At 44.7% G+C, this 16,174-nt stretch carries 6 protein-coding genes; 5 read left to right on the forward strand and 1 reads right to left on the reverse strand.

Going from position 1 to position 16,174, the window contains the following annotated elements:
- The first annotated feature begins 11 nt into the window (after positions 1 to 11).
- The 5 genes from LJ707_RS14320 to LJ707_RS14340 all read left to right on the forward strand — a co-directional run bounded on the left by LJ707_RS14320 (position 12) and on the right by LJ707_RS14340 (position 12,993).
- Positions 12 to 1,589 carry a glycoside hydrolase gene (locus LJ707_RS14320; RefSeq protein WP_228952101.1) on the forward strand — a complete coding sequence of 526 codons (1,578 nt, stop codon included), beginning with the start codon at positions 12 to 14 and terminating at the stop codon, positions 1,587 to 1,589.
- 166 nt (positions 1,590 to 1,755) lie between these two features.
- Entirely contained in the window at positions 1,756 to 5,889 is a 4,134-nt protein-coding gene (locus tag LJ707_RS14325) for a two-component regulator propeller domain-containing protein (RefSeq protein ID WP_228952103.1), read from the forward strand.
- Between the two features lie 249 nt (positions 5,890 to 6,138).
- Positions 6,139 to 9,318 (forward strand): TonB-dependent receptor, encoded by a 3,180-nt coding sequence (locus LJ707_RS14330; protein ID WP_228952105.1) that lies wholly within the window; start codon positions 6,139 to 6,141, stop codon positions 9,316 to 9,318.
- A gap of 19 nt (positions 9,319 to 9,337) precedes the next feature.
- The gene (locus LJ707_RS14335) at positions 9,338 to 11,029 is read left to right on the forward strand and encodes a RagB/SusD family nutrient uptake outer membrane protein (protein WP_228952107.1); all 1,692 of its coding nucleotides are present in this window, start codon (positions 9,338 to 9,340) and stop codon (positions 11,027 to 11,029) included.
- A 128-nt stretch (positions 11,030 to 11,157) separates the two neighbouring features.
- Positions 11,158 to 12,993: a beta-galactosidase family protein gene (locus LJ707_RS14340; RefSeq protein ID WP_228952109.1), complete on the forward strand. Its 1,836-nt coding sequence runs from the start codon at positions 11,158 to 11,160 to the stop codon at positions 12,991 to 12,993.
- A gap of 117 nt (positions 12,994 to 13,110) precedes the next feature.
- On the opposite strand, the gene LJ707_RS14345 is transcribed toward LJ707_RS14340, so the two are convergent.
- On the reverse strand, positions 13,111 to 16,128 hold the full coding sequence (locus tag LJ707_RS14345) for a PAS domain S-box protein (RefSeq protein ID WP_228952111.1): 3,018 nt from the start codon (positions 16,126 to 16,128) through the stop codon (positions 13,111 to 13,113).
- Positions 16,129 to 16,174 lie beyond the last annotated feature (46 nt).

Consider the following 16,174-nt stretch of genomic DNA (forward strand, 5'->3'; position numbering starts at 1 on the left):
CTCTGTATACCATGAAGATAAATAACATTACACTCGCAGCCATTTTTGTTTGCGGCACTATATTTAATGCGCGGGCGCAAACCGCGCAAAAGCAACTTACAATAACTATTGACGGAAAGAACACCGCCCAAGCCGTACACAATATAGGTGCATCGGGGTGCTGGTTTTCTGAGGGCATTGGCAAGTATTGGCCATCAGCCAAGCGAGAAAAGATAGCGGAGTTACTATTCAGCCGTGAGGTTGATGCGCAGGGCAATCCAAAGGGTATTGGCCTATCGGCATGGCGCTTTAACATTGGCGGGGGTACAACCGAGCAGGGCGACAGTAGCGGAATAGTTGATTTTAGAAGACGTGTTGAAAGCTTTTTATCGCCCGATGGCAAATACGACTGGACTAAGCAGGCCGGTTACCAATGGTTTTTACGCAAAGCCAAAAGTTATGGAGTTGAAAACCTGATCGCTTTTTCAAACACGCCACCGGTGCAGTTTACCAAGAATGGCCGTGGCTTTAAAACCGAGAAGGATTATATATCAAACCTGAAAGAAGATAAGTACGATGCCTACACCGCTTTTTTAGCCGAGGTGATAAAGCATTTTGATAAAGAGGGATTGCACTTCAGCTACATTAGTCCGGTAAATGAGCCGCAGTGGGATTGGTCAAACCCGCCGGGTAAGGCCAGCCAGGAGGGAAGCCCCTGGACGAATACCGAGATTCACCGTGTGATCAGTTCACTCAATACCGAACTGGACAAAAATAAGCTATCCACCAAAATCCTCACTACCGAAGCCGGTATGCTAACCTATTTGTACAGTGGTAAAACGGCATCGTCAAGGCAGATACAACAACTGTATGCTGATACTTCAAAACTCAATATTAAGAAGCTAAAATTTGTGCCGCCGGTAGTTGCCGGGCACAGCTACTTTACCGATAGTGGTGACAGCAGCATAGTAAACGTGCGCAAAAACGTGGCCGACACTGCTAAAAAATATGGCCTCGAATATTGGCAGTCTGAATACTCTATGCTGGCCGATGGTTTTAGAGAGGGCATCAAAGGTAAACGCAGCGCTATAGATTGCGCGTTGTTTTTGGCCAAAATGATACATCACGATTTAACCGTTGGTAACGCTTCGGCCTGGCATTTATGGAATTCCTACGAGCCCGGCAATGCCGAGTTTGATACCCGATACTACCTGATTGCCCTGCAACCTAATAAGGAGCATACCGATGGCGAGTTCGCTATCACCAAAAACCTGTGGGCAATGGGTAATTACAGCCTGTTCATTCGCCCGGAAATGAAAAGGGTAGAGGTAAGCCGCGGCGATGGGCTTGATCTGTATAAGCAGGCGCAGGATGTAATGGTATCCGCCTATACCGGCGGTAAAAACAAGCTGGTGGTTGTGGCTATCAATTACACCGAAAAACCTACAGCTTTAAACCTGAATTTAAGTAACCTTAAAGGGGCTAAAACATACCGTACATACACCACATCTGCCGCGGCTGATGATAACTTAAAGGCATCGCCTGTGCAGCCGTTAAAAGGTAGTGTAGCGTTACAACCACGCTCGGTTACAACCATAGTGTTTAATTAGCAAAATAACGGCTGTTATAGCACAGCACCAAATGTTAAATAGATGTGTTTGCGATAAACATATCAGCATAATTTATATTTTTACCGTAACAATTATATACCATAGGTAACATACATTCTGCCTGTACCTATGAAAATTAACCGTTCGCGGTAAGATACCGAGTGCAATGAGGGGATTATTAAAGAGTTTGATATGCCTGGTGCTGCCATTTGCCCTGTGCAAGCCGGTAATTGCACAGGTTTGGCGCGCATCGTTAAATAAGGTAAACGCGCCGGGTAATTACGCGTTAAAAGTATACACTACCAATGATGGCCTTCCGTCAAAAACAACTACCTGCGCCTATACTGACAGGCGGGGATTTTTGTGGGTAGGTTCAGAAAACGGGCTTTGTAAGTTTGATGGCTATACTTTTAAAACCTTTGTTACCATACCCGGTGATAGCACCACCATTACCAGCAATTATGTAAACGCTATTGTTGAGGATAGCAGGGGCCGCCTGTGGGTGGGTACTATGGATGGCTTAAACCTCTTCGATCCGCTTACCGAAAAGTTTGTTCGTTTCTATCATGATGATAAGGACGCGTACTCGCTAAGCAATAATAAGATTTGGAGTTTATTGGCGGATACCAGGGGCAGGATATGGGTAGGTACCGATGATGGCTTTAATCAGTATAACGAGAAAAGTACCCATAAGTTCACCGTTTACCAGCCCGATGCGGCATCGGTAACGGCCATGAAGGGTAAATCGGTAAATGCTATAGTTGAGGACAGGCAAGGCAACCTTTGGCTGGGCAATTGGAGCAGCGGACTAAATAAATTTGATGTTAAAACCCGCAAATTCAGCAACTACCAGCAAAGGTATACCGCGGGCGATAAAAACCCGAATGATGTATGGTCGTTATGCTATGACGGCGATGGCCGTATATGGGTGGGCACCTATTGGAAGGGCTTGTTCTGCTTTGATCCTTCAACCGAAAAATTCACCGCATACTCCTGCACCGCGGGTAAAAATTCGTCGGTTTTCAGTATCATGGCCGCCGGTAAAAACAGTTTGCTGATAGGCGGTTCCGAACATTATTACTGGCTTAATACAGCTAATAAAACCTGGCAGGTGCTGCCCGATATCGCCAATTTTTCAAACGGGAGCAGTTATACCGATAAGAATGGCATCATCTGGATATGCTCCAACAGCGGACTTATCAAGATTGACCGCGGGCAATATAAATTCAATCTGTTTAAACTGGCTTTGGGGCAGCGCCCGGTTAAGGCCATGCTGGTTGCTGATTCATGTTTGTGGATTGGCACAAGTAACGGGCTTTTTAAGTACGATTATCGTACAGGTAAAAACCAAACTTATTTTCATGCTGCAGCTAAAGGCGCGCTGCATAGTGATGATATCATTAAGCTTTACCGGGATAGCAAAGGTGATATATGGGTGTTAACAGAAAATGGTTTTGACAGGTACGATCAGCAGGCGAACAAATTTATTCACCACGAGCACCACTCGGCTATTGGCAGCCTGTTTAACGAGGATGTTTTCAGGGATATTATTGAAGTAGCGCCTGGCGAGTACTGGCTGGCCACGGATGCCGGGCTTAAAATATTTAACAGCCAAACCGGAAAATTCACGCATTATTTCAATCAAAAAAATAACAAATATTCCATCAGCAACAACCACGTATACAGTTTGCTAAAAGATGGGAGCAATACCGTTTGGGTAGGTACTTACGGCGGTGGCCTTAACCGGTTTGACAGGCGTACGGGGCGGTTTTACTCATACACCACCAACAACAATGTTAAGGGTAATATCAGCAATAACATCATCAAAACCATATTTCCTGATTCGAGGGGCAACCTGTGGGTTTGCACGCCCGACGGGTTGAACAGGTTTGATAAAAATAAAGGCACGTTCGAGGTATACTCGCGCCGTAACGGTTTTGCCAGTAATGTGTTCAATGATATTACAGAGGATAAGGCAGGCAACATATGGGCGCTTACTGAAAAAGGTGCTTCGGTTTTAGACCCGGTTAAAAAAGTAGTCAGGAATTTTGATGAGGCCGATGGTTTGTTTGTGAACAGCGTAATGTTTAATGACAGGCTCAATGGCATATACCTTGCCGGTACCGATGGTGTGATCTATTTTGATCCGCTTAAAATAAAGTACAATGAGCATGTGCCGCCGGTTTACTTCTCCGATTTTCAGGTGTTCAATAAAACAGTAATTCCGGGTGCCGATGCTCCGTTAAAAGAGAATCTGAACCTGGCCCGCGAGGTAACATTGAACTATCATCAAAGCGTGTTTTCGGTTGAGTTTGTCGGGTTAAGCTTTACCCATCCGGAGAAGAATGAGTATGCCTACAAGTTATCCGGCTTTGATAAAAAATGGAACTATGTAGGCAGGCAGCGCAAGGCAACCTACACCAACTTAAACCCCGGCACCTATAAACTTTTGGTAAAAGGCTCTAACAATGATGGGGTTTGGAATAATAAAGGGAGCCAGTTAATCATCACCATTTTACCGCCATGGTACCTTACCTGGTGGGCTTATGCGTTGTATGCCCTTGCCGCTATAGGGGTGATCTACGCCTATATACTTTATCGGGAAAGGCAGGCCAGGCTGGAGTATGAGATCAAAATATCGCACATTGAGAATGAAAAGGAAAAGGAGCTGAACGAGAAAAAACTTTCGTTTTTCACCAATGTTTCGCACGAGTTTCGTACTCCTTTAACGCTCATTATTAACCCGGTAAAAGAGCTGTTGTATCGGGATGATAAAAATGTGGATACCACCAACCTTAACGTGGTTTACCGCAATGCCCGCAGACTGCTGGGTTTGGTTGACCAGTTACTGCTGTTCCGTAAGGCTGATCTGCAAGCGGATCATCTTAAAGTATCCGGGTTAAACGCTGTAAACCTAAGCAAGGAAGTGTTTTTATGCTTTAGCCACCAGGCCCGGTCAAAAAATATACAGTTTGATTTTAATACCAATACTGATGCTGTTGAGCTGTATGCCGACCGCGAAAAGCTGGAGATCGTACTTTTCAACCTTTTATCCAACGCTATTAAATTTACACCCGAGGGCGGCAGGGTAGGCTTTACCATTAAAGACAAAGGTAACGAAATGCTGATAGAGATAGCAGATACCGGCTGCGGCATTCCCGAAACTACCGGCGAAAAACTGTACGACCGCTTTTACCAGGAGCCGGGCATCAATAACTCGCTAAAGGGCGGCTTTGGTATAGGCTTGTATATTGTTCGTACGTTTATTGAAAAGCACAAGGGTACCATTACCTACCAAAGCAAGGTGGATAAGGGAACAACATTTACGATTGTACTACTTAAAGGCAAGGCGCATTTAAATGATTGTGAAATTATTGAAGATGTTGATACACGGTCGGAATTTTTGAAGGAGTTGATAGAAGATGAGATAACTGCCAACGCCAAGGTAGAGGCCGCCGAGGAATTGCTGTTTGACGATAAGCTGGCATCGGATGTAAAAACGCTGCTACTGATAGATGATAATGATGATGTGCGCGAGTATTTAAAACAAATATTTAAGCTGGAATACCGTATTTATGAGGCCGATAACGGTGAGGACGGTTTAAGGTTGGTAAAAGAATACCTGCCTGACCTGGTAATAAGCGATGTGATGATGCAGGGCATGAGTGGTATTGAGCTTTGCAGCGTGATGAAGGAGGATGTAGCCATATCCCATATTCCTATCATATTGCTCACTGCCAGTTCATCGCCCGAAATAAAGTTAAAGGGCATTGAAGGGGGAGCTGACGATTACATCAGTAAACCTTTTGAAAAAGAGATACTAAAGGCACGGGTAGCCAGCATCCTTAAAAGCAAAAACCATTTACAAAAGTATTTTTATAACGAGGTTACGCTCAACTCAAACAACCTGCGCATATCCGCCGAGTACAAGGAGTTTCTGGACAATTGCATCAGCATAGTTGATAAGCACATTACCGATCCTGACTTTAGCATACAGGTACTGGCTGATGAGATAGGCATGTCGCGGTCTAACCTGTTCAAAAAAATAAAGTCGGTATCAGGGCAGTCATCAAACAGCTTTATTAGGTTCATTCGCCTGCGTAAAGCTGCCGAAATATTTATCAATACCGATAATACCATTTTAGAAACCTCGTACCTGGTGGGTATTAATGATCCTAAGTATTTTCGTGAGCAGTTTAACAAGCTGTTTAACATGAACCCATCGCAATACATCAAAAAATACCGTAAAAATTTTTCGCACAACCTTGCCGTTAATCCTGATATGGTAAAATACAGGTAATGTATTGATAGTTAATAATTAACATGTTTTTTTGAAATGGAACAGCGGGGGTGAATTATCAGTTTACCCCCTGTTTTTTGCCGGTTGTCCCCTTTTACTGTGCCCATTTTACCTGCAACTTAGCTCCATAAACCTAAAGTAACCGCTTAGTTTTTTCTTGCAGAATGATTAGTGCAGGCTCAGGCCGTGCTGCTGCGCGCTAATGCGGATATTTTACCAATTGTTAATATTTAATAACCTTTTATGAGCATGAGAAAAAATTTACAGAACGAATTATCGCCTCCATGTTTATCGTCAAAAGCCATTTTGGCCGCAGCTTTTTTTTCGCTCGCGGTTATAGCGGTGAGGCCGGTACATGCCGCTGTAGTTAACCCTTTACACAAGGTTAACGCGGCAATGAACAAATTTACGGTTAGCGGTGTGGTTACCGACGAAAAAGGCGCGCCGCTACCCGGTGTAAGCGTTATGGTAAAAGGTACCACCATTGGTGTAATTACTGATGTTGATGGTAAATACACCATACAGGCCAATACCGAAAGCGATGTGCTCGTGTTTTCATTCATCGGCTACCAAACTATTGAAAAACCTGTGGGCGGCAGTGCTAAAGTAAACGTTCAGCTTTCGGCAGACAATAAAGCACTAAGCGAAGTGGTAGTGGTAGGTTACGGTACGCAAAAAAAGGCTACCCTTACCGGTTCCATATCGCAGGTTAAGGGATCGGATCTGGTAAAGAGCCCGCAGCCCAACCTTTCAAACTCGCTGGCAGGCCGCTTCTCGGGCGTGGTGATCAATAACCGCAGCGGCGAGCCGGGTTATGATGGTTCAAACATCAATATTCGTGGTTTAGCCACAACAGGCAGCAATAGCGTATTAGTGGTTGTAGATGGTGTACCGGGCCAGATAGGCGGTTTAGAGCGACTGGATCCTAATGATGTTGAAAGCGTATCGGTACTAAAGGATGCGTCGGCTGCTATATATGGTAACCGTGCGGCTAACGGTGTTATATTAGTAACTACCAAAAAGGGTAAAACAGGCAAGCCAACTATTAACTACAGCTTTAACCAGGGCTTTAGTTCGCCAACCCGTTTGCCTAAAATGGCCGACGCGCCTACCTATGCCCAGATCATGAATGAGATAGTTTATGACTCAAACCCGGCAGGTGGTTTAAACCAGGCTTATACTGATGAGCAGATCCAAAAATTCAGGGATGGTTCAGATCCGTTGTTATATCCTAATACCGACTGGATAGATCAGACACTGAAAAAGGTGGCCCTTCAAAATCAGCAAAACCTTTCAATAAGCGGTGGTAGCGATAATGTTAAATATTATACTTCACTGGGTACTATATACCAGGATGGTATTTATAAAGAAGGGGTAACCAAATACAAGCAATACAACTTCCGTTCAAATATTGATGCCAACGTATCAAGCCGCCTTAAGGTAGGGCTGTCATTAGCTGGTCGTCAGGAAAACAGGCTGTTTCCGCAAGTTGGTGCCGGAGATGTATTCCGGTCAATTTATCGGGCTAAACCAATAGTTGCCGCTTATTATCCAAACGGCCTACCTACTGTAGGCATCGAAAATAATAATCCGGCAGTACAGGTTACTGATATTGGCGGTACAGTTGATAACCCGACGCAGGTATTCAACGGTATATTGCGCGGTAGCTTTTTAATACCGGGGGTTGAGGGTTTATCGATAGATGGTTTCTTTTCGGTAGATAAATCAAACGCTTTTAATAAAAGCTTTTCAAAGCCTTATAACCTGTACCGTTATGATGCAGGTACCGAAACATATGTGCCTGTAGTAACCGGGGGTAACAACTCAAAAGCAACTTTATCTGAAAGCCACACCAATCAGTCGCTTATTACTTCAAACATTAAATTAAACTATGCGCGCAAATTTGGCAAGCATGATATTAACACATTTGTAGGTTACGAACAAAGTAAAAACCACTTGGAATATTTTGACGCGCAGCGTTTCAATTTCCTTTCAACTCAATTGCCTGAACTTTCGCAAGGCGGGGTAGCTGCAACAGACTATCTTAACTCTGGTTACAGTACCAATTACACCCGTCAAAGTGTTATAAGCAGGTTAGCTTATAACTATGATGAAAAATACTTATTTGAGGGTCAGCTACGTATTGATGGATCATCCATATTTCCTGAAGGTAAGCGCTGGGGATATTTCCCATCAGCATCTGCCGCATGGCGTATCTCAAAAGAAGAATGGTTTCAAAACAGCGTAAAAGCTATCAACGATCTTAAAATACGTGCCTCGTATGGTTCATTGGGTAATGATAATGTTAACGGTTTCCAGTATTTTGATAACTATGTGTTAGTTAACAACGGCTTTGTAGCTGTACCAACCAACGCAACAGCCGCAACCATACAGCCGGGTGTAAACCTGGTTAAGCTGGCTAACCCTAATATTACCTGGGAAGTAGCCCGCAAGCTTGATATAGGTATCAATGCCACTGTATTTAATAATTTCACCGTTGAGGCTATTTACTTCCAGCAAAAACGTTCATCCATATTAACACAGCGTAATGCTTCATTGCCTGGTTCATCAGGTATTGTAAATCCTTACGGCAGCGACCCGCTGGTACCGTCAGAGAATATTGGTAAAGTAAACAGCACCGGTTTTGAAGGTACATTAGGTTATAGCTCTAACAATAAGGATTTTAACTGGGGAGTATCAGGTAATTTTACTTATGCCAAAAGCAAGATCGTATTTATTGACGAAGCAAGTGGCACACTTGATTACCAGCGCCAAACCGGTTTGCCTTTAAATACTTACCTGCTTTACAACTCAATTGGTATATTCCGTACACAGGCCGATCTGGATGCTTATCCGCATGTAACCGGTGCCAAAGTAGGCGACCTGATTTATGAGGATTACAATGGCGACGGCCAGATCACTGCCGATGACCAGACACGGACTAAATATGGTAACATTCCGCAAATAACCTATGGTTTTACCATGAACGCGTCATACAAAAATTTCGACCTATCATTGCTGTTCTCAGGTCAGGCTCAAGTTACACAGTATGTATTGCCTGAAGCGGGCAGTGTAGGTAACTTTTATAGTACCTGGGCTGATAACCGGTTCAGTCCTACAAATCCGAATGGTAGCTATCCAAGGGTAACAGAGCGTGCATCAAACGCCATAAGCGGTGGTTCATACAACAATACTTTCTGGCTTAATAACGCATCATTTTTAAGGCTTAAAAATGTTGAGTTGGGTTATAATCTGAAAGCGCCGTTCCTGTCAAAAATCAGTATTTCAGGTTTGAGGATTTATGCCAGCGCATTTAACTTGTTCACCATAACAAAAGTGAAGGATTATGATCCGGAAGGTTCAAGCGGTAGCGGCCAGTTCTACCCGCAGCAGCGAATAATCAATATAGGTGCAAGTGTTAAATTTTAACCACAAATTAAGATAAGTTATGAAATTGAGATATATAAAGCCGTTTTACTTTGCGTTATGCGCCATAACGCTTGCGGCCTGCAAAAAAGACTTTTTAAATATTACACCAACCGACAGGATCTCCACTGAAAATATTGAAACAGATACAGCGGTTTTTGAAGCTTTTGTAACCAACAGGTATATTGGTGCAAAGCTACAGGATAAAGAGGGTGAGGGCACCAATCCTGGTTTTGGCCGGGGGTTTGAGTACAGCATGATGAGCTCATATACCGATGAATCGATATATAATAATGATGACGGCAGTTGGCTGATACAACGCGGGCAACTTGCTCCCGAAAACCTGGGCAGTGCAGGCTCTTTTTGGGCCCGTAGTTATCGTAGTATACGTGAGTGTAATTACGCGCTAAGTATTTTATCACGTATCACTATGAGCGATGGTCATAAAAAACGTTTGGATGGCGAGCTTAAATTTATCCGCGCTTACAGATATCATGATTTGATACGTAATTACGGCCGAGTAGTGCTTATGGGTAGCAGGGTATTGAATTTGACCGATAACCTGCAGGATCCGACATTGTTTAACCGGGCTACTATAAAGGAAGGGCTTGATTATACACTTGCTCAGCTTGATTCAGCCGCTACGGAATTGCCGCTTGATAACGGTGACCAGTGGATACCAGGCCGTGCAACCCGTGGTGCGGCACTTGCTCTTAAAGCAAGGCTTGCAGTATATGCTGCCAGCCCGTTATATAATGCCGGTACCTGGGCCGATGCAGCGAGTGCCGCGCAAGCTGTAATCGCGCTTAACAAATACGGTATCTATAATGGCGGCTACGCCAATATGTTTCTGGTTGATCAAACTAACGAGGTAATATTTCAGCGTTTATATACAAAGAATGCCAACCACGTGCATCTTGAAATCGCCAACGGCCCTAACGGTTATGGCGGTTGGGCAGGCAATTCGCCGCTGCAAAACCTGGTTGATGATTACGAGATGGCAAATGGTAAGCTTATAACTGATCCAACATCAGGCTATGATGAGAGTGATCCGTATGTAAACCGTGATCCGCGTTTTTATGCCACTATTTTGTACAATGGAGCACCGTACCGTGAGCGTAATATCGAAACCTTTGTACCGGGAGGTAAGGATAGCCGCGATGGTATTGATAACTGGAATACCACCAAAACCGGCTACTACCTTAAAAAGTACATGAATGATGCTTATCCGCTGCAAAACCCATGGGGTAATGCAGGCTTTCAACCATGGATATACATACGTTACGCCGAGGTGTTGTTAAACTATGCCGAAGCGGCCAATGAGGCTTACGGGCCCGATGCGGTGCCAACAGGTGCCACCATGTCGGCAAGGCAGGCGGTTAACCTGATCAGGAAGCGTACCGGCGTAAACATGCCTGATGTTATTGCCGCTGGTAAAGATGATATGCGTGAGGCCATCCGCCGTGAGCGCCGCGTTGAACTTGCCTTTGAAGAACATCGTTTTTACGACGTAAGGCGTTGGCAGATAGCCAACGTTACCGAAAATAAACCCGCGGCCGGTGTAACGATCACTAAAACCGCTACCGGATTTACTTACACACCTAAAGTTGCCCTTGATGGCCGCCACTTTGAAACCAAACACTATTGGTTACCAATACCGAGATCTGAAATTCAGGCTTCGGGCGGTCAGCTTGACCAAAACGATGGGTATTAGTAAGTTGGTTGGATGAAGGTCGGGGCCCTGGCCCCGGCCTTTTAGTTTGCATCATCAATTAACTTTCAGTATCCGGCTGGTAAAAACAAACCATTTAAATTATTCTACCATTCTTTAATCCAATATCTATGAAGCAATTTTCCTGCTCATTATTTATTTTCCTGCTTGCCGCCTCGCTGCTTGGCGGATGCACGTCCGAAAAAAAGCAGCTTCATACCTTTGCACTGGGCGACAGTACTTTTGTGCTTGATGGCAAGCCTTTTCAGATCATCTCGGGTGAAATGCACTATCCCCGCGTACCGCGCGAGGCCTGGCGTGCCCGCATGAAGATGGCGAAGGCAATGGGCCTGAACACCATCGGAACCTACGTATTCTGGAACCTGCATGAGCCTAATAAGGATCAGTATGATTTTACCGGCAACAATGATGTGGCCGAGTTTGTACGCATAGCACAGCAGGAAGGCCTGTGGGTGGTATTACGGCCAAGCCCGTACGTTTGTGCCGAATGGGAATTTGGCGGTTACCCGTACTGGCTGCAAAATGAAAAAGGCCTTGAGGTACGCAGCAAGGAAAAACAATATTTAAAAGAGTACCGTGAATATATTAACGAGGTAGGCAAGCAACTTGCGCCCTTGCAAATAAATCATGGCGGTAACATCCTGATGGTTCAGGTAGAGAATGAGTATGGCTCATACGGCAGTGATAAGGAGTATCTGAAAATTAATGAACAGATGTTTCGTGAAGCCGGGTTTGATGGCATATTATCAACCTGCGACCCGGTGCCGGCGCTTGAAGGAGGGCATTTGCCCGGCCTGCTGCCCGGCGTAAACGGTATTGACAACCCTAAACAGGTAAAAGAGCTGGTTAACAAATACAACAAAGGTAAAGGCCCGTATTTTGTAGCCGAATGGTATCCGGCCTGGTTTGACTGGTGGGGCACGCCGCACCATACCGTACCCGCTAAGGATTATGTAAACCGTTTGGATTCGGCCTTAAAGGGAGGCATATCCATCAATATGTATATGTTTCATGGTGGTACCACAAGGGGCTTTATGAATGGGGCTAACTTTAAAGATACCACTCCTTATGAACCGCAAATAAGCAGTTACGATTATGATGCCCCGCTTGACGAGGCCGGTAACGCTACCGACAAGTTTATGCAGTTTAGGGAGGTAATTAAAAAGAACCTGCCTGCCGGGCAGCAAATACCGGATGTACCTGCGGCAAAACCATCAGTGGCTATACCTGCTATCAAAATGCAAAAACAGGTAAGCGTATTCAATATAGTTGGTACTCCAAAGGAAAGCAAAACCCCGCTAACTTTTGAGGATATGAACCAGGCATACGGCTACGTGCTTTACCGCACTACCATAAAAGGCGGCAGCAAATCCCTTTTAAAAATAAAGGATCTGCGCGATTACGGTGTGATATTTATCAACGGTAAAAAAGCAGGTACGCTTGACCGCCGTTTAAACCAGGACAGTTTGCAAATAAACCTGCCCGCCGGCGATGTTACGCTTGACATTCTGGTTGAAAATATGGGGCGTATCAACTTTGGGCCATATCTGCTAAAAAATAAAAAAGGTATAACCGAGGCTGTTTTGCTTGACAAAAAACCGGTTTATAACTGGAAGATGTTCCAGTTGCCATTTGATAAGGCAGGGGCCGAAAAGATAAGCGGAAACCAGCCGGTTACAGATCAGCCTGTACTTATGTCGGCCGAGTTTGAGATAAGCAAACCACAGGATACCTACCTGGATATGCGTAAGTGGGGTAAGGGCGTGGTATGGGTAAACGGCCACAACCTTGGCCGCTACTGGAGCATAGGCCCCCAGCAAACTATTTATGTACCTGCGGAGTGGCTTAAACAAGGTAAAAACGAGGTGGTTGTATTTGAACTGATAAAACCCGGCCAAACCGAGCTTACCAGTTTAGCTAAACCAATACTTAATGAGTTAAAATAAGAATAATTTAAACACTACAAAAAAGCGCGGCCTGTATTACAGGCCGCGCTTTTTTGTACAATATTTGCCCCTGGGCAGTACATGACAATTTCAAGGGTACTGAAGAAAATTGTTACATCAATTTGGGTTTATCTCTGTTGGCTGAGGCTGGCTTTTTGTGATGATTTTATGGATTACCTCATCAAGCTCCTTTGCCGATATGTTTAAATATTGGAGCATAAGTTTACTGTCGGCATCGCAATGGCCGCTATTCAGCAGATCAAGCAAGCCAAGTATACGGGCAAGCGGCGCCCTTACTACGTGTGATTGTGTCCAGGCTATTTCCTGCAACATGGCATTATGCTTTTCAATGGCGTGAATATAATTTACCCTTTCGGTAATATCCTGTATGGCGCCTATCATTCGTACCGGGCATCCGTCATCATCAAATACTAAAAAACCACGGTCTAAAACCGATTTATAGCTGCCATCGGCGCATTGAAAGCGGTATTCGCTTGTCCACCTCGAAAAACGATTAATGATAGTGCGGTTCACTATCGAGGTAACATTATCAATATCTTCGGGATGTACATGGCTGTACCACCATTGGTAATCATTTTTTAACGCCTTATGACCGAAAATGCCATTTATGCCATGGTTCCAGGTGATCTCGCCGGAAAGGATGTTCAGGTCCCAGATGGCATCGCTGGTAGCTTTTGATACGCTGTTGAACCGTTCGAGATGTTCTTTTATAACGATGTCCTGCTGTACACGCTGGGTAACATCCCGCGAGTTTAGTACAATGCCATCAATGGCGGTATCCTCACGCAGGTCGGTAATCACGGTTTGCAGCCAGCGGGTTTCACCATCAGCATTATTAAACGTTAACGGCGGCAGTTCCACACGTTTGTGTTCAGTTATCTTTGCCAGTTTATCGGCCAGTAAAGCTGCATCCGGGGCTGACATGTAATCGCCTATTTTTTTGCCCATAAGCTCGTCAGCATCAATCCCTGCCACAAAAGCGGCATTCGGGCTAACATATTTACATCTTCCTTCCGTATCGGTTATGCAAATCAGGTCAGATCCTTCCTGTATCAACGCCCTGAAACGGCGTTCACTCGCTTTCAGTGCATCCTCGGCTTTGAGCTTATCCGTATAATCAATGGCTATGGCTATGCGTGCGGCTTTGCCGTCATAATTAATAGAGTTGCCACGCGTCATTACCGTTATTATTTCGCCGTTACGTTTTACATGCCTTGACAGGCCGGTATGTTGTACGCCCTCTTTAATATCATCATTTAATATTTTCTTAAACAACGGTATATCTTCCTGCGGCCTGATCTCATACAATGTCATCGCCCTGAACTCTTCTTTGCTATAGCCATATATTTCAATAGCGGCATCATTTACATCCAGGTAGCTCAAGGTATTTATATCGTAAACAAACATAGGGTGGGGGCTTAGCTGAAAAAGATCGCTATAGCGGCTGTTCAGCGCTTCCAGATCCTGCTGCACAAGTTTGCTTTCCGTAATGTCAAGGCAGGCACCTATCATTTTAAGTGGCGTGCCGTTACTATCATATTTAAGAGTTCCCCATGATCGGAGGTAACGTACCTCCCCGTTCGGCCTGATAATGCGCTCCTCAAAGGTTACATCCTGTTTATTGGTGAGCACACCCGATATAATGTTATACACCCGCTCTCTGTCATCCGGATGCAGCAACTCCTGGTATCCCTCAAATGTGGCTTTAAATCCGGCTTTATCAAGCCCGTATATTTGGTATAACGTGTCAGACCACGTTACCTTATTATTCGCAATATCCCAGGCCCAGTTACCAAAGCTGGCCAGTTCCTGCCCCAGCGTCATCAACTGCATGGTTTCTTTAAGGGTAGCGGCGTATCGTCTGTTCTCAATAATTACTTTAAGCAGGGCGGCGGCGCGTTCAATAATTTTTATCTCATGCTTTTCAGGCAACCTTACCTGGCTGTAGTATAATCCAAACGTGGCAACAACCTCATTAGCGCTGTCCATTATCGGGTATGACCAGCATGCCAGTAAATTATTAGCCAGCGCGCATTCACGATAGTCGATCCAGCGTGCATCAGTAGCAATGTCGCCGGCTATTACAGGCTGTTTTAAAAAAGCGCATGTACCGCATGATCCTGTATTCTCAGCTATTGCTGTACCTTCAATACTGTTGATATAATCTGCCGGTAATGATGATGTTGCCCAGTTGTAAATTTTATCATCATGCACCTGCATAACCGAGCAAATCATCTCAGGAAATATATTTTCAATGCCCTTGGTATAGCTGTTCAATACCTCCAGTATGGGGGTGTCCGGCTGCGAGTTAAGTTCAAGTATACGTTTTTCCAGGCGTTCAAGGTTATTGGATAGCTCCGCGTTCTGTGCCGATCTGATCTGCTCGGTAACGTCATTTGCCATCGCTATACGGGTATTTGGGCCCCAGGATGGCAATGGTGCTGAGGATATTTCAGTGTAAAGCGCCCGTCCATCCCTGGTAATAAGGCGTATAAGCTGGTTGTTGGGTAACCCTTCGCGTACCTTTTCATCCAGGGCTTGTTGCAGGGCGTCCGCATCCTCACCATACCACATATCCATAATGGTTAGGTTAAGGTATTCATCAAGCGTGTAGCCAAAGGTATTTTGCGCCGCCTGGTTAGCCGCCAAAAATTTCAATGTTACGGTATCATAAGCCCAGGTGGGCAGCGGGCTGTAGTTAAACAGGTCAAAACTCTTTCGCCAGGGGTTATCGGTATCTTTAACCTCTGTACCATAATGGTTAAAATTTTGTGCCAGGCATAAAACATCGCCATCGGCATTATACACCGGGTAGGTATCCACAGCCATCATGCTGCTGTTGTTGCTCAAAGCAACCAGCAGCTTTTCAGTATAGGGTAGTTTAGTTTTACCAGCAGTTTCAACAGCAAGCCGCATTGCGTTTTGCGCGGAGTGCTCAAAATATTGCGCTGTTAGCTCATTATGTGCAACACCGGTTAATGTTTTTGAGGCAACATTAAAAGCGTTTAAAAAAGCCTTGTTCGCAAACATCACATTATGAGGCTGCAAAATATCTATAAGCAGGCAAGGTACCGGCTGCGCGTCAACAACAACTTTAATCTCGCTTAATGTCATGTACGTGTAAAAGGGATAATTTGAATATACGGCTTTTGTTTTAATG

Origin of the sequence: Mucilaginibacter sp. UR6-1, assembly GCF_020880975.1 — a bacterium.
Taxonomy (GTDB): domain Bacteria; phylum Bacteroidota; class Bacteroidia; order Sphingobacteriales; family Sphingobacteriaceae; genus Mucilaginibacter.

What these genes read in the sequence shown, in the direction of transcription:
- LJ707_RS14335 (WP_228952107.1), top strand. Translation starts at nt 9,338, where the DNA reads ATGAAATTGAGATATATAAAGCCGTTTTACTTTGCGTTATGCGCCATA.
- LJ707_RS14340 (WP_228952109.1), top strand. Translation starts at nt 11,158, where the DNA reads ATGAAGCAATTTTCCTGCTCATTATTTATTTTCCTGCTTGCCGCCTCG.
- LJ707_RS14345 (WP_228952111.1), bottom strand. Translation starts at nt 16,128, where the DNA reads ATGACATTAAGCGAGATTAAAGTTGTTGTTGACGCGCAGCCGGTACCT.
- LJ707_RS14330 (WP_228952105.1), top strand. Translation starts at nt 6,139, where the DNA reads ATGAGAAAAAATTTACAGAACGAATTATCGCCTCCATGTTTATCGTCA.
- LJ707_RS14325 (WP_228952103.1), top strand. Translation starts at nt 1,756, where the DNA reads ATGAGGGGATTATTAAAGAGTTTGATATGCCTGGTGCTGCCATTTGCC.
- LJ707_RS14320 (WP_228952101.1), top strand. Translation starts at nt 12, where the DNA reads ATGAAGATAAATAACATTACACTCGCAGCCATTTTTGTTTGCGGCACT.